This window comes from uncultured Flavobacterium sp. (assembly GCF_951805225.1).
GTDB lineage: Bacteria > Bacteroidota > Bacteroidia > Flavobacteriales > Flavobacteriaceae > Flavobacterium.
This window is the reverse complement of sequence record NZ_OX638201.1, coordinates 2247980-2271963: the sequence shown is the minus strand read 5'-3', so window position 1 is coordinate 2271963 and position 23984 is coordinate 2247980. Positions and strand designations below refer to the sequence as shown.

The 23984-nt window shown below is 42.4% G+C and carries 2 protein-coding genes; one reads left to right on the top strand and one right to left on the bottom strand.

The features are described from left to right. Positions 1-35: 35 nt before the first annotated feature. On the bottom strand, positions 36-731 hold the full coding sequence (locus WN975_RS09305) for a LytTR family DNA-binding domain-containing protein (RefSeq protein ID WP_337966296.1): 696 nt from the start codon (positions 729-731) through the stop codon (positions 36-38). 1298 nt (positions 732-2029) lie between these two features. Between WN975_RS09305 and WN975_RS09300 the strand changes: the two genes are divergently transcribed. Next, positions 2030-23941 (top strand): gliding motility-associated C-terminal domain-containing protein, encoded by a 21912-nt coding sequence (locus tag WN975_RS09300; protein WP_337966295.1) that lies wholly within the window; start codon positions 2030-2032, stop codon positions 23939-23941. The last annotated feature ends 43 nt before the right edge of the window (positions 23942-23984 follow it).

Genomic DNA, 23984 nt, shown 5'->3' with positions numbered 1-23984 from the left:
AGTATTAAAGAGGTAGTATTTTCTTTTATAAAATGCTACAATAAGTTCAGTCGTTTCATTAAATCTGGTCTATTGGCGCGACTTACAGGAATGACGTCTTTGCCAATTAAGACACTATTGTCTTCAATGTCAATAATTTTTTTTGTATTGATAATAAAGGAACGATGCACTTTCAAAAACAAATCTTTAGGTAATTTGTATTCTATTTTTTTAAGGGTTGAGTGGACCACATAGTTTTTGTTTTCCGTTTTGATATGAATATAATCTCCTTTAGCTTCTATAATATTGACGAAAGCAAATTCAATTTTGATCAGACGGCGATCAATATTGATGTAAAATTCGTTTGCATTATCTTCATTAGCACTTCTATTTAAAATTGTTGTTGTAGTATTCGCTTTTTGAATTGCTTTTTGAAAGCGATCTTCGGTAATTGGTTTTACTAAATAATCTACAATACAGTCGTATTCAAAAGCTTCGATAGCAAAATTTTTATCAGAAGTTATCAGTATAATTTTGGGTGGACTTTTAATTGTTTTAATAAAATCAAAACCTGTAAAATCAGGCATGTGGATGTCTAGAAAAATTAAATCGACATTATTTTCATTTAAATACTTTATGGCATGAATAGCATTTGAGAATTCTTTTAACAAGTTTAATTGAGATGTATTTTCAATCATTTTTTCTATTATGGATCTTGCCATTTCTTCGTCATCAATAATAATGCAATTCATAGTTTAATAAGATATTATAATTATATTACAAGTCTATTGTAGTTCCTAAAAGTAATCTAAAGTTCATATTGTCGGTTAGTACTATTTCTTTTTTTAATTTTCTTCTTATTTTTTAGCAATATATGAACTTTTTGCAAGACCTAATATGGAAATTTTAGATTTTAATTTTTAAATGATTCTAAAAAAGTTTTTTTGAATAGTTTAAAGTAAAAGTTTAATTAATCTTTCTATTATTTTAAAGCGTTTTGCAGTTTCTTGTTGGTTTTTTTGAAATTATTATTATTAAGATTTTGTTAATATATCAGTATTGATTTCTAGATTACTGATAGTTCGGATATTTTTAAATCTTTGAACCCAAAAATATTTTTGCGACAATATCTAATCTAAGATTAATCCATAGTGAATTTAGAATATTGTAAACATTTTCCCTACTAAATTAAGTTGTAAATTACTTATTACGATAGAAGTGGCAAGAAGTTTTTATTGTTTTAAAGCGGATTTGTATTGATGGAATGTAATTTAAAATTTTTTGATATGCAATAATTGAAAGCTTAAGATATTTTGCTTATCTATATTTTAATATTATTTCATTTGCTGTAATTCGATCTGAATTCAAGCTCTATTCCCTTGCAGATGATAAGTTCGATATTCTTTAATTTTTTGTTCAACGTCAGTAGGCTAGAAACCGTTTGTCGATATTTTTTGGTGATTTGCCGTAACTTGTTAATGACTTAACGAAAATGTTTAATCGTCTAAAAAAATAGATGATAATTTTGGTATTAGATAATAGATTTAACTCATCGATATGTATTCAGAAATATTTATTATAAAAGTATTTCAAATCTATCAGTACAAATAACTTTTTTAAAAAATAGTATACCTTATTTATTAAATTAATTTAAAGTTTTTAATTGCAAAATGCCAAAAGTTTAATCTCATTGTTTCTGTAGGTAAAAGTTTAATACTTATTTGCAACCAATAATATGAAGCAAATAATTTCGTACAAGTGGCTAAATTTTAACTATAAGTTTTAATATTTTTTTTCATAAAATTAAATATTATATAGTATTTAATTCGAATTTCAAATTAATAATCCTTGTGGTTATTGATGTCCGTGGATGATTAAAAAAAAAAAACTCTTTTTTTTTAAAATTAGCAAGATTTTGCTTTTTATTTGTAAGTTTATGATGTTGTTTTTAGTTTTTTTTTGTCGGATTTTTTCTTCGTTATAAAAACCAATTTATAATTTATCTCGTATTTTAATTTGATATCCAATTTTTAATTAAAATTTCTATAGTATGAATAATTTTACACTCATTAATTCTGTAATTAAAAGTTTATTATCGATTTTCTATTTTCTATTTAGCAAAGGACTATTGATTTTGAATAAGTTATTAAATTTTAATTCTTTTTCTTTTTTTATAAATGTTTTTTTTCTTTTTAATATATCATCTTCAATATATGCTCAAGCTACTATTGTAACAAATCCTTCAAATTTGCAGATAAATACTGCTTTAAATGGGCCTGGAATAGTTATCGTTGGTGGAACATTGTCGGGAGGTGCAGCTGCTGCAACTTTACGTGCAAATCAAGTTGCCACCTTTTCGAATGGAGTTGGTGGTGCTGGTTTGGATATAGCGAGTGGTGTGTATTTTACTACAGGGAGTGCGCCTTTCGAATTAGCAAATAGAAATACGGCTATTCAAAAAAGTTTTAACCCAGCTGGAACTGCTACAGTATCAGATCCCAACTTATCTATAATTGATCCTACTGCAACCCGTGACTTAGTATCGTATTCTTTTACAATAACTTTAGCACCGAATGTTTCAGGGCTACTTTTTAGTTATCAATTTGGTTCAGAGGAGTATCCAGATTTTGTGGGGTCTAATTTTGATGATGCTTTTGGTTTTTTTGTTTCTGGTCCAGGTATTTCTGGAGTTCAGAATTTCGCAACATTACCCAATGGTAGTGCCACATCAATAAATAAAGTGAATGCTGGTATTCCTGGATTCGGCTCACCCGCAACGCCTGTAGCTGCATACGATGGTTCTCAATCTTCTTTGTATATAAATAATGGTCATACTACAACTATTACTGGAGGTAAATACAACCAGAATACTGCACCTCAACCGGGTCCTTTTCCGATTTTTACGGAACATAATGGTTTAACAAGATTGATAAAAAAAACTATTAAGGGCTTAACTCCTGGTGGCACTTATACTTTTAAAATTGTAATTGCTGATTCTGGTGATGCATTGTTGGATTCGGGTGTTTTTTTAAATATTATAGAAGGAATCATTTCTGCAGATCTCTCCATTTCTAAAACTGTAAGTAACCCAACTCCAAACGTGGGAAGTAATGTTGTCTTTACACTTACAGCGGGCAATACCGGTCCCGGGAATGCACCAAACACCAAAGTTACTGATTTGTTGCCATCTGGCTATACTTTTGTGTCGGCTACTCCGAGTGTTGGGACCTACAATTCATCTACAGGAGTTTGGGACATTGGTTTATTAAATATAGGCTCTTCTCCAACTTTACAAATTACTGCTACGGTAAATGCTGTAGGTTCCTATTTAAATAGTGCCTCTATTGATTCTCCTGATATTGCAGATACTGCGACTGGAAATAATACCTCTAGTGTTACCCCAACCCCGGTTGCGCAGTCTAATGTTGGTATAACCAAAACCGCAAGTAGCGCTACGCCTAATGTTGGCAGTAATGTTACTTTTACCTTAACAGCAACTAATGCAGGCCCAAGTGCTGCAACAGGAGTGAGTGTAACAGATATTTTACCTTCCGGCTATACTTTTGTAAGTGCCAGCACAGTTAGCGGAACCTATACAAGTGGAACTGGAATCTGGGCGATTGGTGCTTTAGCCAATGGAGCTAATGCTACCTTATCTATCATTGCCACAGTCAATGCCTCAGGAACGTATACCAACAGTGCGAGTATAACTGCCAATGAAGCAGATCCTACCCCTGGAAATAATACCTCTAGTGTTACCCCAACACCGGTTGCTCAGTCTAATGTTGGTATAACCAAAACCGCAAGTAGCGCTACGCCTAATGTTGGCAGTAATGTTACTTTTACTTTAACAGCAACCAATGCAGGTCCAAGCAACGCAACAGGAGTAAGTGTAACAGATATTTTACCTTCCGGTTATACTTTTGTAAGTGCCAGCACAGTTAGCGGAACCTATACAAGTGGAACTGGAATCTGGGCGATTGGTGCTTTAGCCAATGGAGCGAATGCTACCTTATCTATCATTGCCACAGTCAATGCCTCAGGAACGTATACCAACAGTGCGAGTATAACTGCCAATGAAGCAGATCCTACCCCTGGAAATAATACCTCTAGTGTTACCCCAACACCGGTTGCGCAGTCTAATGTTGGTATAACCAAAACCGCAAGTAGCGCTACGCCTAATGTTGGCAGTAATGTTACTTTTACTTTAACAGCAACCAATGCAGGTCCAAGCAACGCAACAGGAGTAAGTGTAACAGATATTTTACCTTCCGGTTATACTTTTGTAAGTGCCAGCACAGTTAGCGGAACCTATACAAGTGGAACTGGAATCTGGGCGATTGGTACTTTAGCCAATGGAGCTAATGCTACCTTATCTATCATTGCCACAGTCAATGCCTCTGGAACGTATACCAACAGTGCGAGTATAACTGCCAATGAAGCAGATCCTACCCCTGGAAATAATACCTCTAGTGTTACCCCAACACCGGTTGCTCAGTCTAATGTTGGTATAACCAAAACCGCAAGTAGCGCTACGCCTAATGTTGGCAGTAATGTTACTTTTACTTTAACAGCAACCAATGCAGGTCCAAGCAACGCAACAGGAGTAAGTGTAACAGATATTTTACCTTCCGGCTATACTTTTGTAAGTGCCAGCACAGTTAGCGGAACCTATACAAGTGGAACTGGAATCTGGGCGATTGGTGCTTTAGCCAATGGAGCGAATGCTACATTATCTATCATTGCCACAGTCAATGCCTCAGGAACGTATACCAACAGTGCGAGTATAACTGCCAATGAAGCAGATCCTACCCCTGGAAATAATACCTCTAGTGTTACCCCAACCCCGGTTGCGCAGTCTAATGTTGGTATAACCAAAACCGCAAGTAGCGCTACGCCTAATGTTGGCAGTAATGTTACTTTTACCTTAACAGCAACTAATGCAGGCCCAAGTGCTGCAACAGGAGTAAGTGTAACAGATATTTTACCTTCCGGCTATACTTTTGTAAGTGCCAGCACAGTTAGCGGAACCTATACAAGTGGAACTGGAATCTGGGCGATTGGTGCTTTAGCCAATGGAGCGAATGCTACCTTATCTATCATTGCCACAGTCAATGCCTCAGGAACGTATACCAACAGTGCGAGTATAACTGCCAATGAAGCAGATCCTACCCCTGGAAATAATACCTCTAGTGTTACCCCAACACCGGTTGCTCAGTCTAATGTTGGTATAACCAAAACCGCAAGTAGCGCTACGCCTAATGTTGGCAGTAATGTTACTTTTACTTTAACAGCAACCAATGCAGGTCCAAGCAACGCAACAGGAGTAAGTGTAACAGATATTTTACCTTCCGGTTATACTTTTGTAAGTTCCAGCACAGCTGCAGGAACCTATACAAATGGAACTGGAATCTGGGCGATTGGTGCTTTAGCCAATGGAGCGAATGCTACCTTATCTATCATTGCCACAGTCAATGCCTCAGGAACGTATACCAACAGTGCGAGTATAACTGCCAATGAAGCAGATCCTACCCCTGGAAATAATACCTCTAGTGTTACCCCAACACCGGTTGCGCAGTCTAATGTTGGTATAACCAAAACCGCAAGTAGCGCTACGCCTAATGTTGGCAGTAATGTTACTTTTACTTTAACAGCAACCAATGCAGGTCCAAGCAACGCAACAGGAGTAAGTGTAACAGATATTTTACCTTCCGGTTATACTTTTGTAAGTGCCAGCACAGTTAGCGGAACCTATACAAGTGGAACTGGAATCTGGGCGATTGGTACTTTAGCCAATGGCGCTAATGCTACCTTATCTATCATTGCCACAGTCAATGCCTCAGGAACGTATACCAACAGTGCGAGTATAACTGCCAATGAAGCAGATCCTACCCCTGGAAATAATACCTCTAGTGTTACCCCAACACCGGTTGCGCAGTCTAATGTTGGTATAACCAAAACCGCAAGTAGCGCTACGCCTAATGTTGGCAGTAATGTTACTTTTACTTTAACAGCAACCAATGCAGGTCCAAGCAACGCAACAGGAGTAAGTGTAACAGATATTTTACCTTCCGGTTATACTTTTGTAAGTGCCAGCACAGTTAGCGGAACCTATACAAGTGGAACTGGAATCTGGGCGATTGGTGCTTTAGCCAATGGAGCTAATGCTACCTTATCTATCATTGCCACAGTCAATGCCTCAGGAACGTATACCAACAGTGCGAGTATAACTGCCAATGAAGCAGATCCTACCCCTGGAAATAATACCTCTAGTGTTACCCCAACACCGGTTGCTCAGTCTAATGTTGGTATAACCAAAACCGCAAGTAGCGCTACGCCTAATGTTGGCAGTAATGTTACTTTTACTTTAACAGCAACCAATGCAGGTCCAAGCAACGCAACAGGAGTAAGTGTAACAGATATTTTACCTTCCGGTTATACTTTTGTAAGTGCCAGCACAGTTAGCGGAACCTATACAAGTGGAACTGGAATCTGGGCGATTGGTGCTTTAGCCAATGGAGCGAATGCTACCTTATCTATCATTGCCACAGTCAATGCCTCAGGAACGTATACCAACAGTGCGAGTATAACTGCCAATGAAGCAGATCCTACCCCTGGAAATAATACCTCTAGTGTTACCCCAACACCGGTTGCGCAGTCTAATGTTGGTATAACCAAAACCGCAAGTAGCGCTACGCCTAATGTTGGCAGTAATGTTACTTTTACTTTAACAGCAACCAATGCAGGTCCAAGCAACGCAACAGGAGTAAGTGTAACAGATATTTTACCTTCCGGTTATACTTTTGTAAGTGCCAGCACAGTTAGCGGAACCTATACAAGTGGAACTGGAATCTGGGCGATTGGTGCTTTAGCCAATGGAGCGAATGCTACCTTATCTATCATTGCCACAGTCAATGCCTCAGGAACGTATACCAACAGTGCGAGTATAACTGCCAATGAAGCAGATCCTACCCCTGGAAATAATACCTCTAGTGTTACCCCAACACCGGTTGCGCAGTCTAATGTTGGTATAACCAAAACCGCAAGTAGCGCTACGCCTAATGTTGGCAGTAATGTTACTTTTACTTTAACAGCAACCAATGCAGGTCCAAGCAACGCAACAGGAGTAAGTGTAACAGATATTTTACCTTCCGGTTATACTTTTGTAAGTGCCAGCACAGTTAGCGGAACCTATACAAGTGGAACTGGAATCTGGGCGATTGGTACTTTAGCCAATGGAGCTAATGCTACCTTATCTATCATTGCCACAGTCAATGCCTCAGGAACGTATACCAACAGTGCGAGTATAACTGCCAATGAAGCAGATCCTACCCCTGGAAATAATACCTCTAGTGTTACCCCAACACCGGTTGCTCAGTCTAATGTTGGTATAACCAAAACCGCAAGTAGCGCTACGCCTAATGTTGGCAGTAATGTTACTTTTACTTTAACAGCAACCAATGCAGGTCCAAGCAACGCAACAGGAGTAAGTGTAACAGATATTTTACCTTCCGGTTATACTTTTGTAAGTGCCAGCACAGTTAGCGGAACCTATACAAGTGGAACTGGAATCTGGGCGATTGGTGCTTTAGCCAATGGAGCTAATGCTACCTTATCTATCATTGCCACAGTCAATGCCTCAGGAACGTATACCAACAGTGCGAGTATAACTGCCAATGAAGCAGATCCTACCCCTGGAAATAATACCTCTAGTGTTACCCCAACACCGGTTGCGCAGTCTAATGTTGGTATAACCAAAACCGCAAGTAGCGCTACGCCTAATGTTGGCAGTAATGTTACTTTTACTTTAACAGCAACCAATGCAGGTCCAAGCAACGCAACAGGAGTAAGTGTAACAGATATTTTACCTTCCGGTTATACTTTTGTAAGTGCCAGCACAGTTAGCGGAACCTATACAAGTGGAACTGGAATCTGGGCGATTGGTGCTTTAGCCAATGGAGCGAATGCTACCTTATCTATCATTGCCACAGTCAATGCCTCAGGAACGTATACCAACAGTGCGAGTATAACTGCCAATGAAGCAGATCCTACCCCTGGAAATAATACCTCTAGTGTTACCCCAACACCGGTTGCTCAGTCTAATGTTGGTATAACCAAAACCGCAAGTAGCGCTACGCCTAATGTTGGCAGTAATGTTACTTTTACTTTAACAGCAACCAATGCAGGTCCAAGCAACGCAACAGGAGTAAGTGTAACAGATATTTTACCTTCCGGTTATACTTTTGTAAGTTCCAGCACAGCTGCAGGAACCTATACAAATGGAACTGGAATCTGGGCGATTGGTGCTTTAGCCAATGGAGCGAATGCTACCTTATCTATCATTGCCACAGTCAATGCCTCAGGAACGTATACCAACAGTGCGAGTATAACTGCCAATGAAGCAGATCCTACCCCTGGAAATAATACCTCTAGTGTTACCCCAACACCGGTTGCGCAGTCTAATGTTGGTATAACCAAAACCGCAAGTAGCGCTACGCCTAATGTTGGCAGTAATGTTACTTTTACTTTAACAGCAACCAATGCAGGTCCAAGCAACGCAACAGGAGTAAGTGTAACAGATATTTTACCTTCCGGTTATACTTTTGTAAGTGCCAGCACAGTTAGCGGAACCTATACAAGTGGAACTGGAATCTGGGCGATTGGTACTTTAGCCAATGGCGCTAATGCTACCTTATCTATCATTGCCACAGTCAATGCCTCAGGAACGTATACCAACAGTGCGAGTATAACTGCCAATGAAGCAGATCCTACCCCTGGAAATAATACCTCTAGTGTTACCCCAACACCGGTTGCGCAGTCTAATGTTGGTATAACCAAAACCGCAAGTAGCGCTACGCCTAATGTTGGCAGTAATGTTACTTTTACTTTAACAGCAACCAATGCAGGTCCAAGCAACGCAACAGGAGTAAGTGTAACAGATATTTTACCTTCCGGTTATACTTTTGTAAGTGCCAGCACAGTTAGCGGAACCTATACAAGTGGAACTGGAATCTGGGCGATTGGTGCTTTAGCCAATGGAGCGAATGCTACCTTATCTATCATTGCCACAGTCAATGCCTCTGGAACGTATACCAACAGTGCGAGTATCGCTGCCAATGAAGCAGATCCTACCCCTGGAAATAATACCTCTAGTGTTACCCCAACACCGGTTGCTCAGTCTAATGTTGGTATAACCAAAACCGCAAGTAGCGCTACGCCTAATGTTGGCAGTAATGTTACTTTTACTTTAACAGCAACCAATGCAGGTCCAAGCAACGCAACAGGAGTAAGTGTAACAGATATTTTACCTTCCGGTTATACTTTTGTAAGTGCCAGCACAGTTAGCGGAACCTATACAAATGGAACTGGAATCTGGGCGATTGGTGCTTTAGCCAATGGAGCTAATGCTACCTTATCTATCATTGCCACAGTCAATGCCTCAGGAACGTATACCAACAGTGCGAGTATAACTGCCAATGAAGCAGATCCTACCCCTGGAAATAATACCTCTAGTGTTACCCCAACACCGGTTGCTCAGTCTAATGTTGGTATAACCAAAACCGCAAGTAGCGCTACGCCTAATGTTGGCAGTAATGTTACTTTTACTTTAACAGCAACCAATGCAGGTCCAAGCAACGCAACAGGAGTAAGTGTAACAGATATTTTACCTTCCGGTTATACTTTTGTAAGTGCCAGCACAGTTAGCGGAACCTATACAAGTGGAACTGGAATCTGGGCGATTGGTGCTTTAGCCAATGGAGCTAATGCTACCTTATCTATCATTGCCACAGTCAATGCCTCAGGAACGTATACCAACAGTGCGAGTATAACTGCCAATGAAGCAGATCCTACCCCTGGAAATAATACCTCTAGTGTTACCCCAACACCGGTTGCTCAGTCTAATGTTGGTATAACCAAAACCGCAAGTAGCGCTACGCCTAATGTTGGCAGTAATGTTACTTTTACTTTAACAGCAACCAATGCAGGTCCAAGCAACGCAACAGGAGTAAGTGTAACAGATATTTTACCTTCCGGTTATACTTTTGTAAGTGCCAGCACAGTTAGCGGAACCTATACAAGTGGAACTGGAATCTGGGCGATTGGTGCTTTAGCCAATGGAGCGAATGCTACATTATCTATCATTGCCACAGTCAATGCCTCAGGAACGTATACCAACAGTGCGAGTATAACTGCCAATGAAGCAGATCCTACCCCTGGAAATAATACCTCTAGTGTTACCCCAACCCCGGTTGCGCAGTCTAATGTTGGTATAACCAAAACCGCAAGTAGCGCTACGCCTAATGTTGGCAGTAATGTTACTTTTACCTTAACAGCAACTAATGCAGGCCCAAGTGCTGCAACAGGAGTAAGTGTAACAGATATTTTACCTTCCGGCTATACTTTTGTAAGTGCCAGCACAGTTAGCGGAACCTATACAAGTGGAACTGGAATCTGGGCGATTGGTGCTTTAGCCAATGGAGCGAATGCTACATTATCTATCATTGCCACAGTCAATGCCTCAGGAACGTATACCAACAGTGCGAGTATAACTGCCAATGAAGCAGATCCTACCCCTGGAAATAATACCTCTAGTGTTACCCCAACACCGGTTGCTCAGTCTAATGTTGGTATAACCAAAACCGCAAGTAGCGCTACGCCTAATGTTGGCAGTAATGTTACTTTTACTTTAACAGCAACCAATGCAGGTCCAAGCAACGCAACAGGAGTAAGTGTAACAGATATTTTACCTTCCGGTTATACTTTTGTAAGTTCCAGCACAGCTGCAGGAACCTATACAAATGGAACTGGAATCTGGGCGATTGGTGCTTTAGCCAATGGAGCGAATGCTACCTTATCTATCATTGCCACAGTCAATGCCTCAGGAACGTATACCAACAGTGCGAGTATAACTGCCAATGAAGCAGATCCTACCCCTGGAAATAATACCTCTAGTGTTACCCCAACACCGGTTGCGCAGTCTAATGTTGGTATAACCAAAACCGCAAGTAGCGCTACGCCTAATGTTGGCAGTAATGTTACTTTTACTTTAACAGCAACCAATGCAGGTCCAAGCAACGCAACAGGAGTAAGTGTAACAGATATTTTACCTTCCGGTTATACTTTTGTAAGTGCCAGCACAGTTAGCGGAACCTATACAAGTGGAACTGGAATCTGGGCGATTGGTACTTTAGCCAATGGCGCTAATGCTACCTTATCTATCATTGCCACAGTCAATGCCTCAGGAACGTATACCAACAGTGCGAGTATAACTGCCAATGAAGCAGATCCTACCCCTGGAAATAATACCTCTAGTGTTACCCCAACACCCATAAATATAATTGTTGCGGTAACAGAAACGACCCCTTCGGTTAATGGATTACCAGGTGGCACCACCACGGCATTAACGGGCAACGATACCTTAAATGGAAGCCCAGTAGTAGTAGGTACTGCAGCAGGGAATGTACAAATCACATCAAGTACGGTTCCAGTAGGATCAGGACTAGTAGTAAATGCAGATGGAACAGTAACAGTTGCGGCCAACACCCCATCTGGAAACTATTCAGTAAGCTATACGATTTGTGAAGTAAACAACCCATTGAATTGTAGTACTATTAGCTCTACGGTAGTAGTAAGTGCCCCGGCGATTGTTGCGGTAACAGAAACGACCCCTTCGGTTAATGGATTACCAGGTGGCACCACCACGGCATTAACGAACAACGACACCTTAAATGGAAGCCCAGTAATAGTAGGTACTGCAGCAGGGAATGTACAAATCACATCAAGTACGGTTCCAGTAGGATCAGGACTAGTAGTAAATGCAGATGGAACAGTAACAGTTGCGGCCAACACCCCATCTGGAAACTATTCAGTAAGCTATACGATTTGTGAAGTAAACAACCCATTGAATTGTAGTACTATTAGCTCTACGGTAGTAGTAAGTGCCCCGGCGATTGTTGCGGTAACAGAAACGACCCCTTCGGTTAATGGATTACCAGGTGGCACCACCACGGCATTAACGGGCAACGACACCTTAAATGGAAGCCCAGTAATAGTAGGTACTGCAGCAGGGAATGTACAAATCACATCAAGTACGGTTCCAGTAGGATCAGGACTAGTAGTAAATGCAGATGGAACAGTAACAGTTGCGGCCAACACTCCATCTGGAAACTATTCAGTAAGCTATACGATTTGTGAAGTAAACAACCCATTGAATTGTAGTACTATTAGCTCTACGGTAGTAGTAAGTGCCCCGGCGATTGTTGCGGTAACAGAAACGACCCCTTCGGTTAATGGATTACCAGGTGGCACCACCACGGCATTAACGAACAACGACACCTTAAATGGAAGCCCAGTAGTAGTAGGTACTGCAGCAGGGAATGTACAAATCACATCAAGTACGGTTCCAGTAGGATCAGGACTAGTAGTAAATGCAGATGGAACAGTAACAGTTGCGGCCAACACCCCATCTGGAAACTATTCAGTAAGCTATACGATTTGTGAAGTAAACAACCCATTGAATTGTAGTACTATTAGCTCTACGGTAGTAGTAAGTGCCCCGGCGATTGTTGCGGTAACAGACACGACCCCTTCGGTTAATGGATTACCAGGTGGCACCACCACGGCATTAACGGGCAACGACACCTTAAATGGAAGCCCAGTAATAGTAGGTACTGCAGCAGGGAATGTACAAATCACATCAAGTACGGTTCCAGTAGGATCAGGACTAGTAGTAAATGCAGATGGAACAGTAACAGTTGCGGCCAACACCCCATCTGGAAACTATTCAGTAAGCTATACGATTTGTGAAGTAAACAACCCATTGAATTGTAGTACTATTAGCTCTACGGTAGTAGTAAGTGCCCCGGCGATTGTTGCGGTAACAGACACGACCCCTTCGGTTAATGGATTACCAGGTGGCACCACCACGGCATTAACGAACAACGACACCTTAAATGGAAGCCCAGTAATAGTAGGTACTGCAGCAGGGAATGTACAAATCACATCAAGTACGGTTCCAGTAGGATCAGGACTAGTAGTAAATTCAGATGGAACAGTAACAGTTGCGGCCAACACCCCATCTGGAAACTATTCAGTAAGCTATACGATTTGTGAAGTAAACAACCCATTGAATTGTAGTACTATTAGCTCTACGGTAGTAGTAAGTGCCCCGGCGATTGTTGCGGTAACAGAAACGACCCCTTCGGTTAATGGATTACCAGGTGGCACCACCACGGCATTAACGAACAACGATACCTTAAATGGAAGCCCAGTAATAGTAGGTACTGCAGCAGGGAATGTACAAATCACATCAAGTACGGTTCCAGTAGGATCAGGACTAGTAGTAAATGCAGATGGAACAGTAACAGTTGCGGCCAACACCCCATCTGGAAACTATTCAGTAAGCTATACGATTTGTGAAGTAAACAACCCATTGAATTGTAGTACTATTAGCTCTACGGTAGTAGTAAGTGCCCCGGCGATTGTTGCGGTAACAGAAACGACCCCTTCGGTTAATGGATTACCAGGTGGCACCACCACGGCATTAACGGGCAACGACACCTTAAATGGAAGCCCAGTAGTAGTAGGTACTGCAGCAGGGAATGTACAAATCACATCAAGTACGGTTCCAGTAGGATCAGGACTAGTAGTAAATGCAGATGGAACAGTAACAGTTGCGGCCAACACCCCATCTGGAAACTATTCAGTAAGCTATACGATTTGTGAAGTAAACAACCCATTGAATTGTAGTACTATTAGCTCTACGGTAGTAGTAAGTGCCCCGGCGATTGTTGCGGTAACAGAAACGACCCCTTCGGTTAATGGATTACCAGGTGGCACCACCACGGCATTAACGGGCAACGACACCTTAAATGGAAGCCCAGTAATAGTAGGTACTGCAGCAGGGAATGTACAAATCACATCAAGTACGGTTCCAGTAGGATCAGGACTAGTAGTAAATTCAGATGGAACAGTAACAGTTGCGGCCAACACCCCATCTGGAAACTATTCAGTAAGCTATACGATTTGTGAAGTAAACAACCCATTGAATTGTAGTACTATTAGCTCTACGGTAGTAGTAAGTGCCCCGGCGATTGTTGCGGTAACAGAAACGACCCCTTCGGTTAATGGATTACCAGGTGGCACCACCACGGCATTAACGGGCAACGACACCTTAAATGGAAGCCCAGTAGTAGTAGGTACTGCAGCAGGGAATGTACAAATCACATCAAGTACGGTTCCAGTAGGATCAGGACTAGTAGTAAATGCAGATGGAACAGTAACAGTTGCGGCCAACACCCCATCTGGAAACTATTCAGTAAGCTATACGATTTGTGAAGTAAACAACCCATTGAATTGTAGTACTATTAGCTCTACGGTAGTAGTAAGTGCCCCGGCGATTGTTGCGGTAACAGACACGACCCCTTCGGTTAATGGATTACCAGGTGGCACCACCACGGCATTAACGAACAACGATACCTTAAATGGAAGCCCAGTAATAGTAGGTACTGCAGCAGGGAATGTACAAATCACATCAAGTACGGTTCCAGTAGGATCAGGACTAGTAGTAAATTCAGATGGAACAGTAACAGTTGCGGCCAACACCCCATCTGGAAACTATTCAGTAAGCTATACGATTTGTGAAGTAAACAACCCATTGAATTGTAGTACAATTAGCTCTACGGTAGTAGTAAGTGCCCCGGCGATTGTTGCGGTAACAGAAACGACCCCTTCGGTTAATGGATTACCAGGTGGCACCACCACGGCATTAACGGGCAACGACACCTTAAATGGAAGCCCAATAGTAGTAGGTACTGCAGCAGGGAATGTACAAATCACATCAAGTACGGTTCCAGTAGGATCAGGACTAGTAGTAAATGCAGATGGAACAGTAACAGTTGCGGCCAACACCCCATCTGGAAACTATTCAGTAAGCTATACGATTTGTGAAGTAAACAACCCATTGAATTGTAGTACTATTAGCTCTACGGTAGTAGTAAGTGCCCCGGCGATTGTTGCGGTAACAGAAACGACCCCTTCGGTTAATGGATTACCAGGTGGCACCACCACGGCATTAACGGGCAACGACACCTTAAATGGAAGCCCAGTAGTAGTAGGTACTGCAGCAGGGAATGTACAAATCACATCAAGTACGGTTCCAGTAGGATCAGGACTAGTAGTAAATTCAGATGGAACAGTAACAGTTGCGGCCAACACCCCATCTGGAAACTATTCAGTAAGCTATACGATTTGTGAAGTAAACAACCCATTGAATTGTAGTACTATTAGCTCTACGGTAGTAGTAAGTGCCCCGGCGATTGTTGCGGTAACAGAAACGACCCCTTCGGTTAATGGATTACCAGGTGGCACCACCACGGCATTAACGAACAACGATACCTTAAATGGAAGCCCAGTAATAGTAGGTACTGCAGCAGGGAATGTACAAATCACATCAAGTACGGTTCCAGTAGGATCAGGACTAGTAGTAAATGCAGATGGAACAGTAACAGTTGCGGCCAACACCCCATCTGGAAACTATTCAGTAAGCTATACGATTTGTGAAGTAAACAACCCATTGAATTGTAGTACTATTAGCTCTACGGTAGTAGTAAGTGCCCCGGCGATTGTTGCGGTAACAGAAACGACCCCTTCGGTTAATGGATTACCAGGTGGCACCACCACGGCATTAACGGGCAACGACACCTTAAATGGAAGCCCAATAGTAGTAGGTACTGCAGCAGGGAATGTACAAATCACATCAAGTACGGTTCCAGTAGGATCAGGACTAGTAGTAAATGCAGATGGAACAGTAACAGTTGCGGCCAACACCCCATCTGGAAACTATTCAGTAAGCTATACGATTTGTGAAGTAAACAACCCATTGAATTGTAGTACTATTAGCTCTACGGTAGTAGTAAGTGCCCCGGCGATTGTTGCGGTAACAGAAACGACCCCTTCGGTTAATGGATTACCAGGTGGCACCACCACGGCATTAACGGGCAACGACACCTTAAATGGAAGCCCAGTAGTAGTAGGTACTGCAGCAGGGAATGTACAAATCACATCAAGTACGGTTCCAGTAGGATCAGGACTAGTAGTAAATTCAGATGGAACAGTAACAGTTGCGGCCAACACCCCATCTGGAAACTATTCAGTAAGCTATACGATTTGTGAAGTAAACAACCCATTGAATTGTAGTACTATTAGCTCTACGGTAGTAGTAAGTGCCCCGGCGATTGTTGCGGTAACAGAAACGACCCCTTCGGTTAATGGATTACCAGGTGGCACCACCACGGCATTAACGAACAACGACACCTTAAATGGAAGCCCAGTAGTAGTAGGTACTGCAGCAGGGAATGTACAAATCACATCAAGTACGGTTCCAGTAGGATCAGGACTAGTAGTAAATGCAGATGGAACAGTAACAGTTGCGGCCAACACCCCATCTGGAAACTATTCAGTAAGCTATACGATTTGTGAAGTAAACAACCCATTGAATTGTAGTACTATTAGCTCTACGGTAGTAGTAAGTGCCCCGGCGATTGTTGCGGTAACAGACACGACCCCTTCGGTTAATGGATTACCAGGTGGCACCACCACGGCATTAACGAACAACGATACCTTAAATGGAAGCCCAGTAATAGTAGGTACTGCAGCAGGGAATGTACAAATCACATCAAGTACGGTTCCAGTAGGATCAGGACTAGTAGTAAATTCAGATGGAACAGTAACAGTTGCGGCCAACACCCCATCTGGAAACTATTCAGTAAGCTATACGATTTGTGAAGTAAACAACCCATTGAATTGTAGTACTATTAGCTCTACGGTAGTAGTAAGTGCCCCGGCGATTGTTGCGGTAACAGAAACGACCCCTTCGGTTAATGGATTACCAGGTGGCACCACCACGGCATTAACGAACAACGACACCTTAAATGGAAGCCCAGTAATAGTAGGTACTGCAGCAGGGAATGTACAAATCACATCAAGTACGGTTCCAGTAGGATCAGGACTAGTAGTAAATTCAGATGGAACAGTAACAGTTGCGGCCAACACCCCATCTGGAAACTATTCAGTAAGCTATACGATTTGTGAAGTAAACAACCCATTGAATTGTAGTACTATTAGCTCTACGGTAGTAGTAAGTGCCCCGGCGATTGTTGCGGTAACAGAAACGACCCCTTCGGTTAATGGATTACCAGGTGGCACCACCACGGCATTAACGGGCAACGACACCTTAAATGGAAGCCCAATAGTAGTAGGTACTGCAGCAGGGAATGTACAAATCACATCAAGTACGGTTCCAGTAGGATCAGGACTAGTAGTAAATGCAGATGGAACAGTAACAGTTGCGGCCAACACCCCATCTGGAAACTATTCAGTAAGCTATACGATTTGTGAAGTAAACAACCCATTGAATTGTAGTACTATTAGCTCTACGGTAGTAGTAAGTGCCCCGGCGATTGTTGCGGTAACAGAAACGACCCCTTCGGTTAATGGATTACCAGGTGGCACCACCACGGCATTAACGGGCAACGACACCTTAAATGGAAGCCCAGTAGTAGTAGGTACTGCAGCAGGGAATGTACAAATCACATCAAGTACGGTTCCAGTAGGATCAGGACTAGTAGTAAATTCAGATGGAACAGTAACAGTTGCGGCCAACACCCCATCTGGAAACTATTCAGTAAGCTATACGATTTGTGAAGTAAACAACCCATTGAATTGTAGTACTATTAGCTCTACGGTAGTAGTAAGTGCCCCGGCGATTGTTGCGGTAACAGAAACGACCCCTTCGGTTAATGGATTACCAGGTGGCACCACCACGGCATTAACGAACAACGATACCTTAAATGGAAGCCCAGTAATAGTAGGTACTGCAGCAGGGAATGTACAAATCACATCAAGTACGGTTCCAGTAGGATCAGGACTAGTAGTAAATGCAGATGGAACAGTAACAGTTGCGGCCAACACCCCATCTGGAAACTATTCAGTAAGCTATACGATTTGTGAAGTAAACAACCCATTGAATTGTAGTACTATTAGCTCTACGGTAGTAGTAAGTGCCCCGGCGATTGTTGCGGTAACAGAAACGACCCCTTCGGTTAATGGATTACCAGGTGGCACCACCACGGCATTAACGGGCAACGACACCTTAAATGGAAGCCCAGTAGTAGTAGGTACTGCAGCAGGGAATGTACAAATCACATCAAGTACGGTTCCAGTAGGATCAGGACTAGTAGTAAATGCAGATGGAACAGTAACAGTTGCGGCCAACACCCCATCTGGAAACTATTCAGTAAGCTATACGATTTGTGAAGTAAACAACCCATTGAATTGTAGTACTATTAGCTCTACGGTAGTAGTAAGTGCCCCGGCGATTGTTGCGGTAACAGAAACGACCCCTTCGGTTAATGGATTACCAGGTGGCACCACCACGGCATTAACGGGCAACGACACCTTAAATGGAAGCCCAGTAGTAGTAGGTACTGCAGCAGGGAATGTACAAATTACATCAAGTACGGTTCCAGTAGGATCAGGACTAGTAGTAAATTCAGATGGAACAGTAACAGTTGCGGCCAACACCCCATCTGGAAACTATTCAGTAAGCTATACGATTTGTGAAGTAAACAACCCATTGAATTGTAGTACAATTAGCTCTACGGTAGTAGTAAGTGCCCCGGCGATTGTTGCGGTAACAGAAACGACCCCTTCGGTTAATGGATTACCAGGTGGCACCACCACGGCATTAACGGGCAACGACACCTTAAATGGAAGCCCAGTAATAGTAGGTACTGCAGCAGGGAATGTACAAATCACATCAAGTACGGTTCCAGTAGGATCAGGACTAGTAGTAAATGCAGATGGAACAGTAACAGTTGCGGCCAACACTCCATCTGGAAACTATTCAGTAAGCTATACGATTTGTGAAGTAAACAACCCATTGAATTGTAGTACTATTAGCTCTACGGTAGTAGTAAGTGCCCCGGCGATTGTTGCGGTAACAGAAACGACCCCTTCGGTTAATGGATTACCAGGTGGCACCACCACGGCATTAACGGGCAACGACACCTTAAATGGAAGCCCAGTAGTAGTAGGTACTGCAGCAGGGAATGTACAAATCACATCAAGTACGGTTCCAGTAGGATCAGGACTAGTAGTAAATGCAGATGGAACAGTAACAGTTGCGGCCAACACCCCATCTGGAAACTATTCAGTAAGCTATACGATTTGTGAAGTAAACAACCCATTGAATTGTAGTACTATTAGCTCTACGGTAGTAGTAAGTGCCCCGGCGATTGTTGCGGTAACAGACACGACCCCTTCGGTTAATGGATTACCAGGTGGCACCACCACGGCATTAACGAACAACGATACCTTAAATGGAAGCCCAGTAATAGTAGGTACTGCAGCAGGGAATGTACAAATCACATCAAGTACGGTTCCAGTAGGATCAGGACTAGTAGTAAATTCAGATGGAACAGTAACAGTTGCGGCCAACACCCCATCTGGAAACTATTCAGTAAGCTATACGATTTGTGAAGTAAACAACCCATTGAATTGTAGTACTATTAGCTCTACGGTAGTAGTAAGTGCCCCGGCGATTGTTGCGGTAACAGAAACGACCCCTTCGGTTAATGGATTACCAGGTGGCACCACCACGGCATTAACGGGCAACGACACCTTAAATGGAAGCCCAGTAGTAGTAGGTACTGCAGCAGGGAATGTACAAATCACATCAAGTACGGTTCCAGTAGGATCAGGACTAGTAGTAAATTCAGATGGAACAGTAACAGTTGCGGCCAACACCCCATCTGGAAACTATTCAGTAAGCTATACGATTTGTGAAGTAAACAACCCATTGAATTGTAGTACTATTAGCTCTACGGTAGTAGTAAGTGCCCCGGCGATTGTTGCGGTAACAGAAACGACCCCTTCGGTTAATGGATTACCAGGTGGCACCACCACGGCATTAACGAACAACGATACCTTAAATGGAAGCCCAGTAATAGTAGGTACTGCAGCAGGGAATGTACAAATCACATCAAGTACGGTTCCAGTAGGATCAGGACTAGTAGTAAATGCAGATGGAACAGTAACAGTTGCGGCCAACACCCCATCTGGAAACTATTCAGTAAGCTATACGATTTGTGAAGTAAACAACCCATTGAATTGTAGTACTATTAGCTCTACGGTAGTAGTAAGTGCCCCGGCGATTGTTGCGGTAACAGAAACGACCCCTTCGGTTAATGGATTACCAGGTGGCACCACCACGGCATTAACGGGCAACGACACCTTAAATGGAAGCCCAGTAGTAGTAGGTACTGCAGCAGGGAATGTACAAATCACATCAAGTACGGTTCCAGTAGGATCAGGACTAGTAGTAAATGCAGATGGAACAGTAACAGTTGCGGCCAACACCCCATCTGGAAACTATTCAGTAAGCTATACGATTTGTGAAGTAAACAACCCATTGAATTGTAGTACTATTAGCTCTACGGTAGTAGTAAGTGCCCCGGCGATTGTTGCGGTAACAGAAACGACCCCTTCGGTTAATGGATTACCAGGTGGCACCACCACGGCATTAACGGGCAACGACACCTTAAATGGAAGCCCAGTAGTAGTAGGTACTGCAGCAGGGAATGTACAAATTACATCAAGTACGGTTCCAGTAGGATCAGGACTAGTAGTAAATTCAGATGGAACAGTAACAGTTGCGGCCAACACCCCATCTGGAAACTATTCAGTAAGCTATACGATTTGTGAAGTAAACAACCCATTGAATTGTAGTACAATTAGCTCTACGGTAGTAGTAAGTGCCCCGGCGATTGTTGCGGTAACAGAAACGACCCCTTCGGTTAATGGATTACCAGGTGGCACCACCACGGCATTAACGGGCAACGACACCTTAAATGGAAGCCCAGTAATAGTAGGTACTGCAGCAGGGAATGTACAAATCACATCAAGTACGGTTCCAGTAGGATCAGGACTAGTAGTAAATGCAGATGGAACAGTAACAGTTGCGGCTAACACTCCATCTGGAAACTATTCAGTAAGCTATACGATTTGTGAAGTAAACAACCCATTGAATTGTAGTACTATTAGCTCTACGGTAGTAGTAAGTGCCCCGGCGATTGTTGCGGTAACAGAAACGACCCCTTCGGTTAATGGATTACCAGGTGGCACCACCACGGCATTAACGGGCAACGACACCTTAAATGGAAGCCCAGTAGTAGTAGGTACTGCAGCAGGGAATGTACAAATCACATCAAGTACGGTTCCAGTAGGATCAGGACTAGTAGTAAATGCAGATGGAACAGTAACAGTTGCGGCCAACACCCCATCTGGAAACTATTCAGTAAGCTATACGATTTGTGAAGTAAACAACCCATTGAATTGTAGTACTATTAGCTCTACGGTAGTAGTAAGTGCCCCGGCGATTGTTGCGGTAACAGACACGACCCCTTCGGTTAATGGATTACCAGGTGGCACCACCACGGCATTAACGAACAACGATACCTTAAATGGAAGCCCAGTAATAGTAGGTACTGCAGCAGGGAATGTACAAATCACATCAAGTACGGTTCCAGTAGGATCAGGACTAGTAGTAAATTCAGATGGAACAGTAACAGTTGCGGCCAACACCCCATCTGGAAACTATTCAGTAAGCTATACGATTTGTGAAGTAAACAACCCATTGAATTGTAGTACTATTAGCTCTACGGTAGTAGTAAGTGCCCCGGCGATTGTTGCGGTAACAGACACGACCCCTTCGGTTAATGGATTACCAGGTGGCACCACCACGGCATTAACGAACAACGACACCTTAAATGGAAGCCCAGTAATAGTAGGTACTGCAGCAGGGAATGTACAAATCACATCAAGTACGGTTCCAGTAGGATCAGGACTAGTAGTAAATTCAGATGGAACAGTAACAGTTGCGGCCAACACCCCATCTGGAAACTATTCAGTAAGCTATACGATTTGTGAAGTAAACAACCCATTGAATTGTAGTACTATTAGCTCTACGGTAGTAGTAAGTGCCCCGGCGATTGTTGCGGTAACAGAAACGACCCCTTCGGTTAATGGATTACCAGGTGGCACCACCACGGCATTAACGGGCAACGACACCTTAAATGGAAGCCCAGTAATAGTAGGTACTGCAGCAGGGAATGTACAAATCACATCAAGTACGGTTCCAGTAGGATCAGGACTAGTAGTAAATGCAGATGGAACAGTAACAGTTGCGGCCAACACTCCATCTGGAAACTATTCAGTAAGCTATACGATTTGTGAAGTAAACAACCCATTGAATTGTAGTACTATTAGCTCTACGGTAGTAGTAAGTGCCCCGGCGATTGTTGCGGTAACAGAAACGACCCCTTCGGTTAATGGATTACCAGGTGGCACCACCACGGCATTAACGGGCAACGACACCTTAAATGGAAGCCCAGTAATAGTAGGTACTGCAGCAGGGAATGTACAAATCACATCAAGTACGGTTCCAGTAGGATCAGGACTAGTAGTAAATGCAGATGGAACAGTAACAGTTGCGGCCAACACCCCATCTGGAAACTATTCAGTAAGCTATACGATTTGTGAAGTAAACAACCCATTGAATTGTAGTACTATTAGCTCTACGGTAGTAGTAAGTGCCCCGGCGATTGTTGCGGTAACAGACACGACCCCTTCGGTTAATGGATTACCAGGTGGCACCACCACGGCATTAACGAACAACGATACCTTAAATGGAAGCCCAGTAATAGTAGGTACTGCAGCAGGGAATGTACAAATCACATCAAGTACGGTTCCAGTAGGATCAGGACTAGTAGTAAATGCAGATGGAACAGTAACAGTTGCGGCCAACACCCCATCTGGAAACTATTCAGTAAGCTATACGATTTGTGAAGTAAACAACCCATTGAATTGTAGTACTATTAGCTCTACGGTAGTAGTAAGTGCCCCGGCGATTGTTGCGGTAACAGAAACGACCCCTTCGGTTAATGGATTACCAGGTGGCACCACCACGGCATTAACGGGCAACGATACCTTAAATGGAAGCCCAGTAGTAGTAGGTACTGCAGCAGGGAATGTACAAATCACATCAAGTACGGTTCCAGTAGGATCAGGACTAGTAGTAAATTCAGATGGAACAGTAACAGTTGCGGCCAACACCCCATCTGGAAACTATTCAGTAAGCTATACGATTTGTGAAGTAAACAACCCATTGAATTGTAGTACTATTAGCTCTACGGTAGTAGTAAGTGCCCCGGCGATTGTTGAAGTTCCATCAATTGCCATAATTAAGACAGCGGTATTTAATGATGAAAATAGTAATGGGAATGCAGATGCTGGAGAAACAATAACTTATAACTTCAAGGTTACTAATACTGGAAATGTTCCTTTGTACAATATTACTGTTTCGGATCCATTAGCTGGTATTATTATGTCAGGAGGTCCAATAGATTTGAATGTAAATGATACGGATGAAGTTTCTTTTAGTGCTCAATATAGAATCACGCAAAATGATATTAATAATGGAAGTATTAGTAATCAGGCTAGTGTAATGGGTAGTGCTCTAAGTGGAATTAAAGTTGAGGATAAGTCCGATAATATAAATAATCTAGGTGACAATCCAACAGTTTTATTATTAAGTGGTTGTGTAATCAAAATTTTTAATGCCGTTTCAATAAATGGTGATAGTATGAACGAAAGATTCTATATACAAGGAATAGAATGTTATCCTGACAATACAGTTCAAATTTATAATCGTTGGGGTGTATTGGTTTTTGAAAGAGATCATTACAATAATACCGATGTTGCCTTTAGAGGAATTTCAGAAGGACGTGTTACCATTAAAGAATCAAAAGGATTACCAGAGGGAACATATTATTATATCATAAAATATAAAGACCATCAATCTACTCCTCATCAGGAAGCGGGTTATCTGTACTTGACCAAATAATATTCTATGCTAATTAATTGGCTTGTTGAAGTTGAGCTGTAAT

Bases quoted from the DNA above. Each gene is read 5' to 3' on its own strand.
- WN975_RS09300 (WP_337966295.1), top strand. From the start codon at position 2,030: ATGAATAATTTTACACTCATTAATTCTGTAATTAAAAGTTTATTATCG.
- WN975_RS09305 (WP_337966296.1), bottom strand. From the start codon at position 731: ATGAATTGCATTATTATTGATGACGAAGAAATGGCAAGATCCATAATA.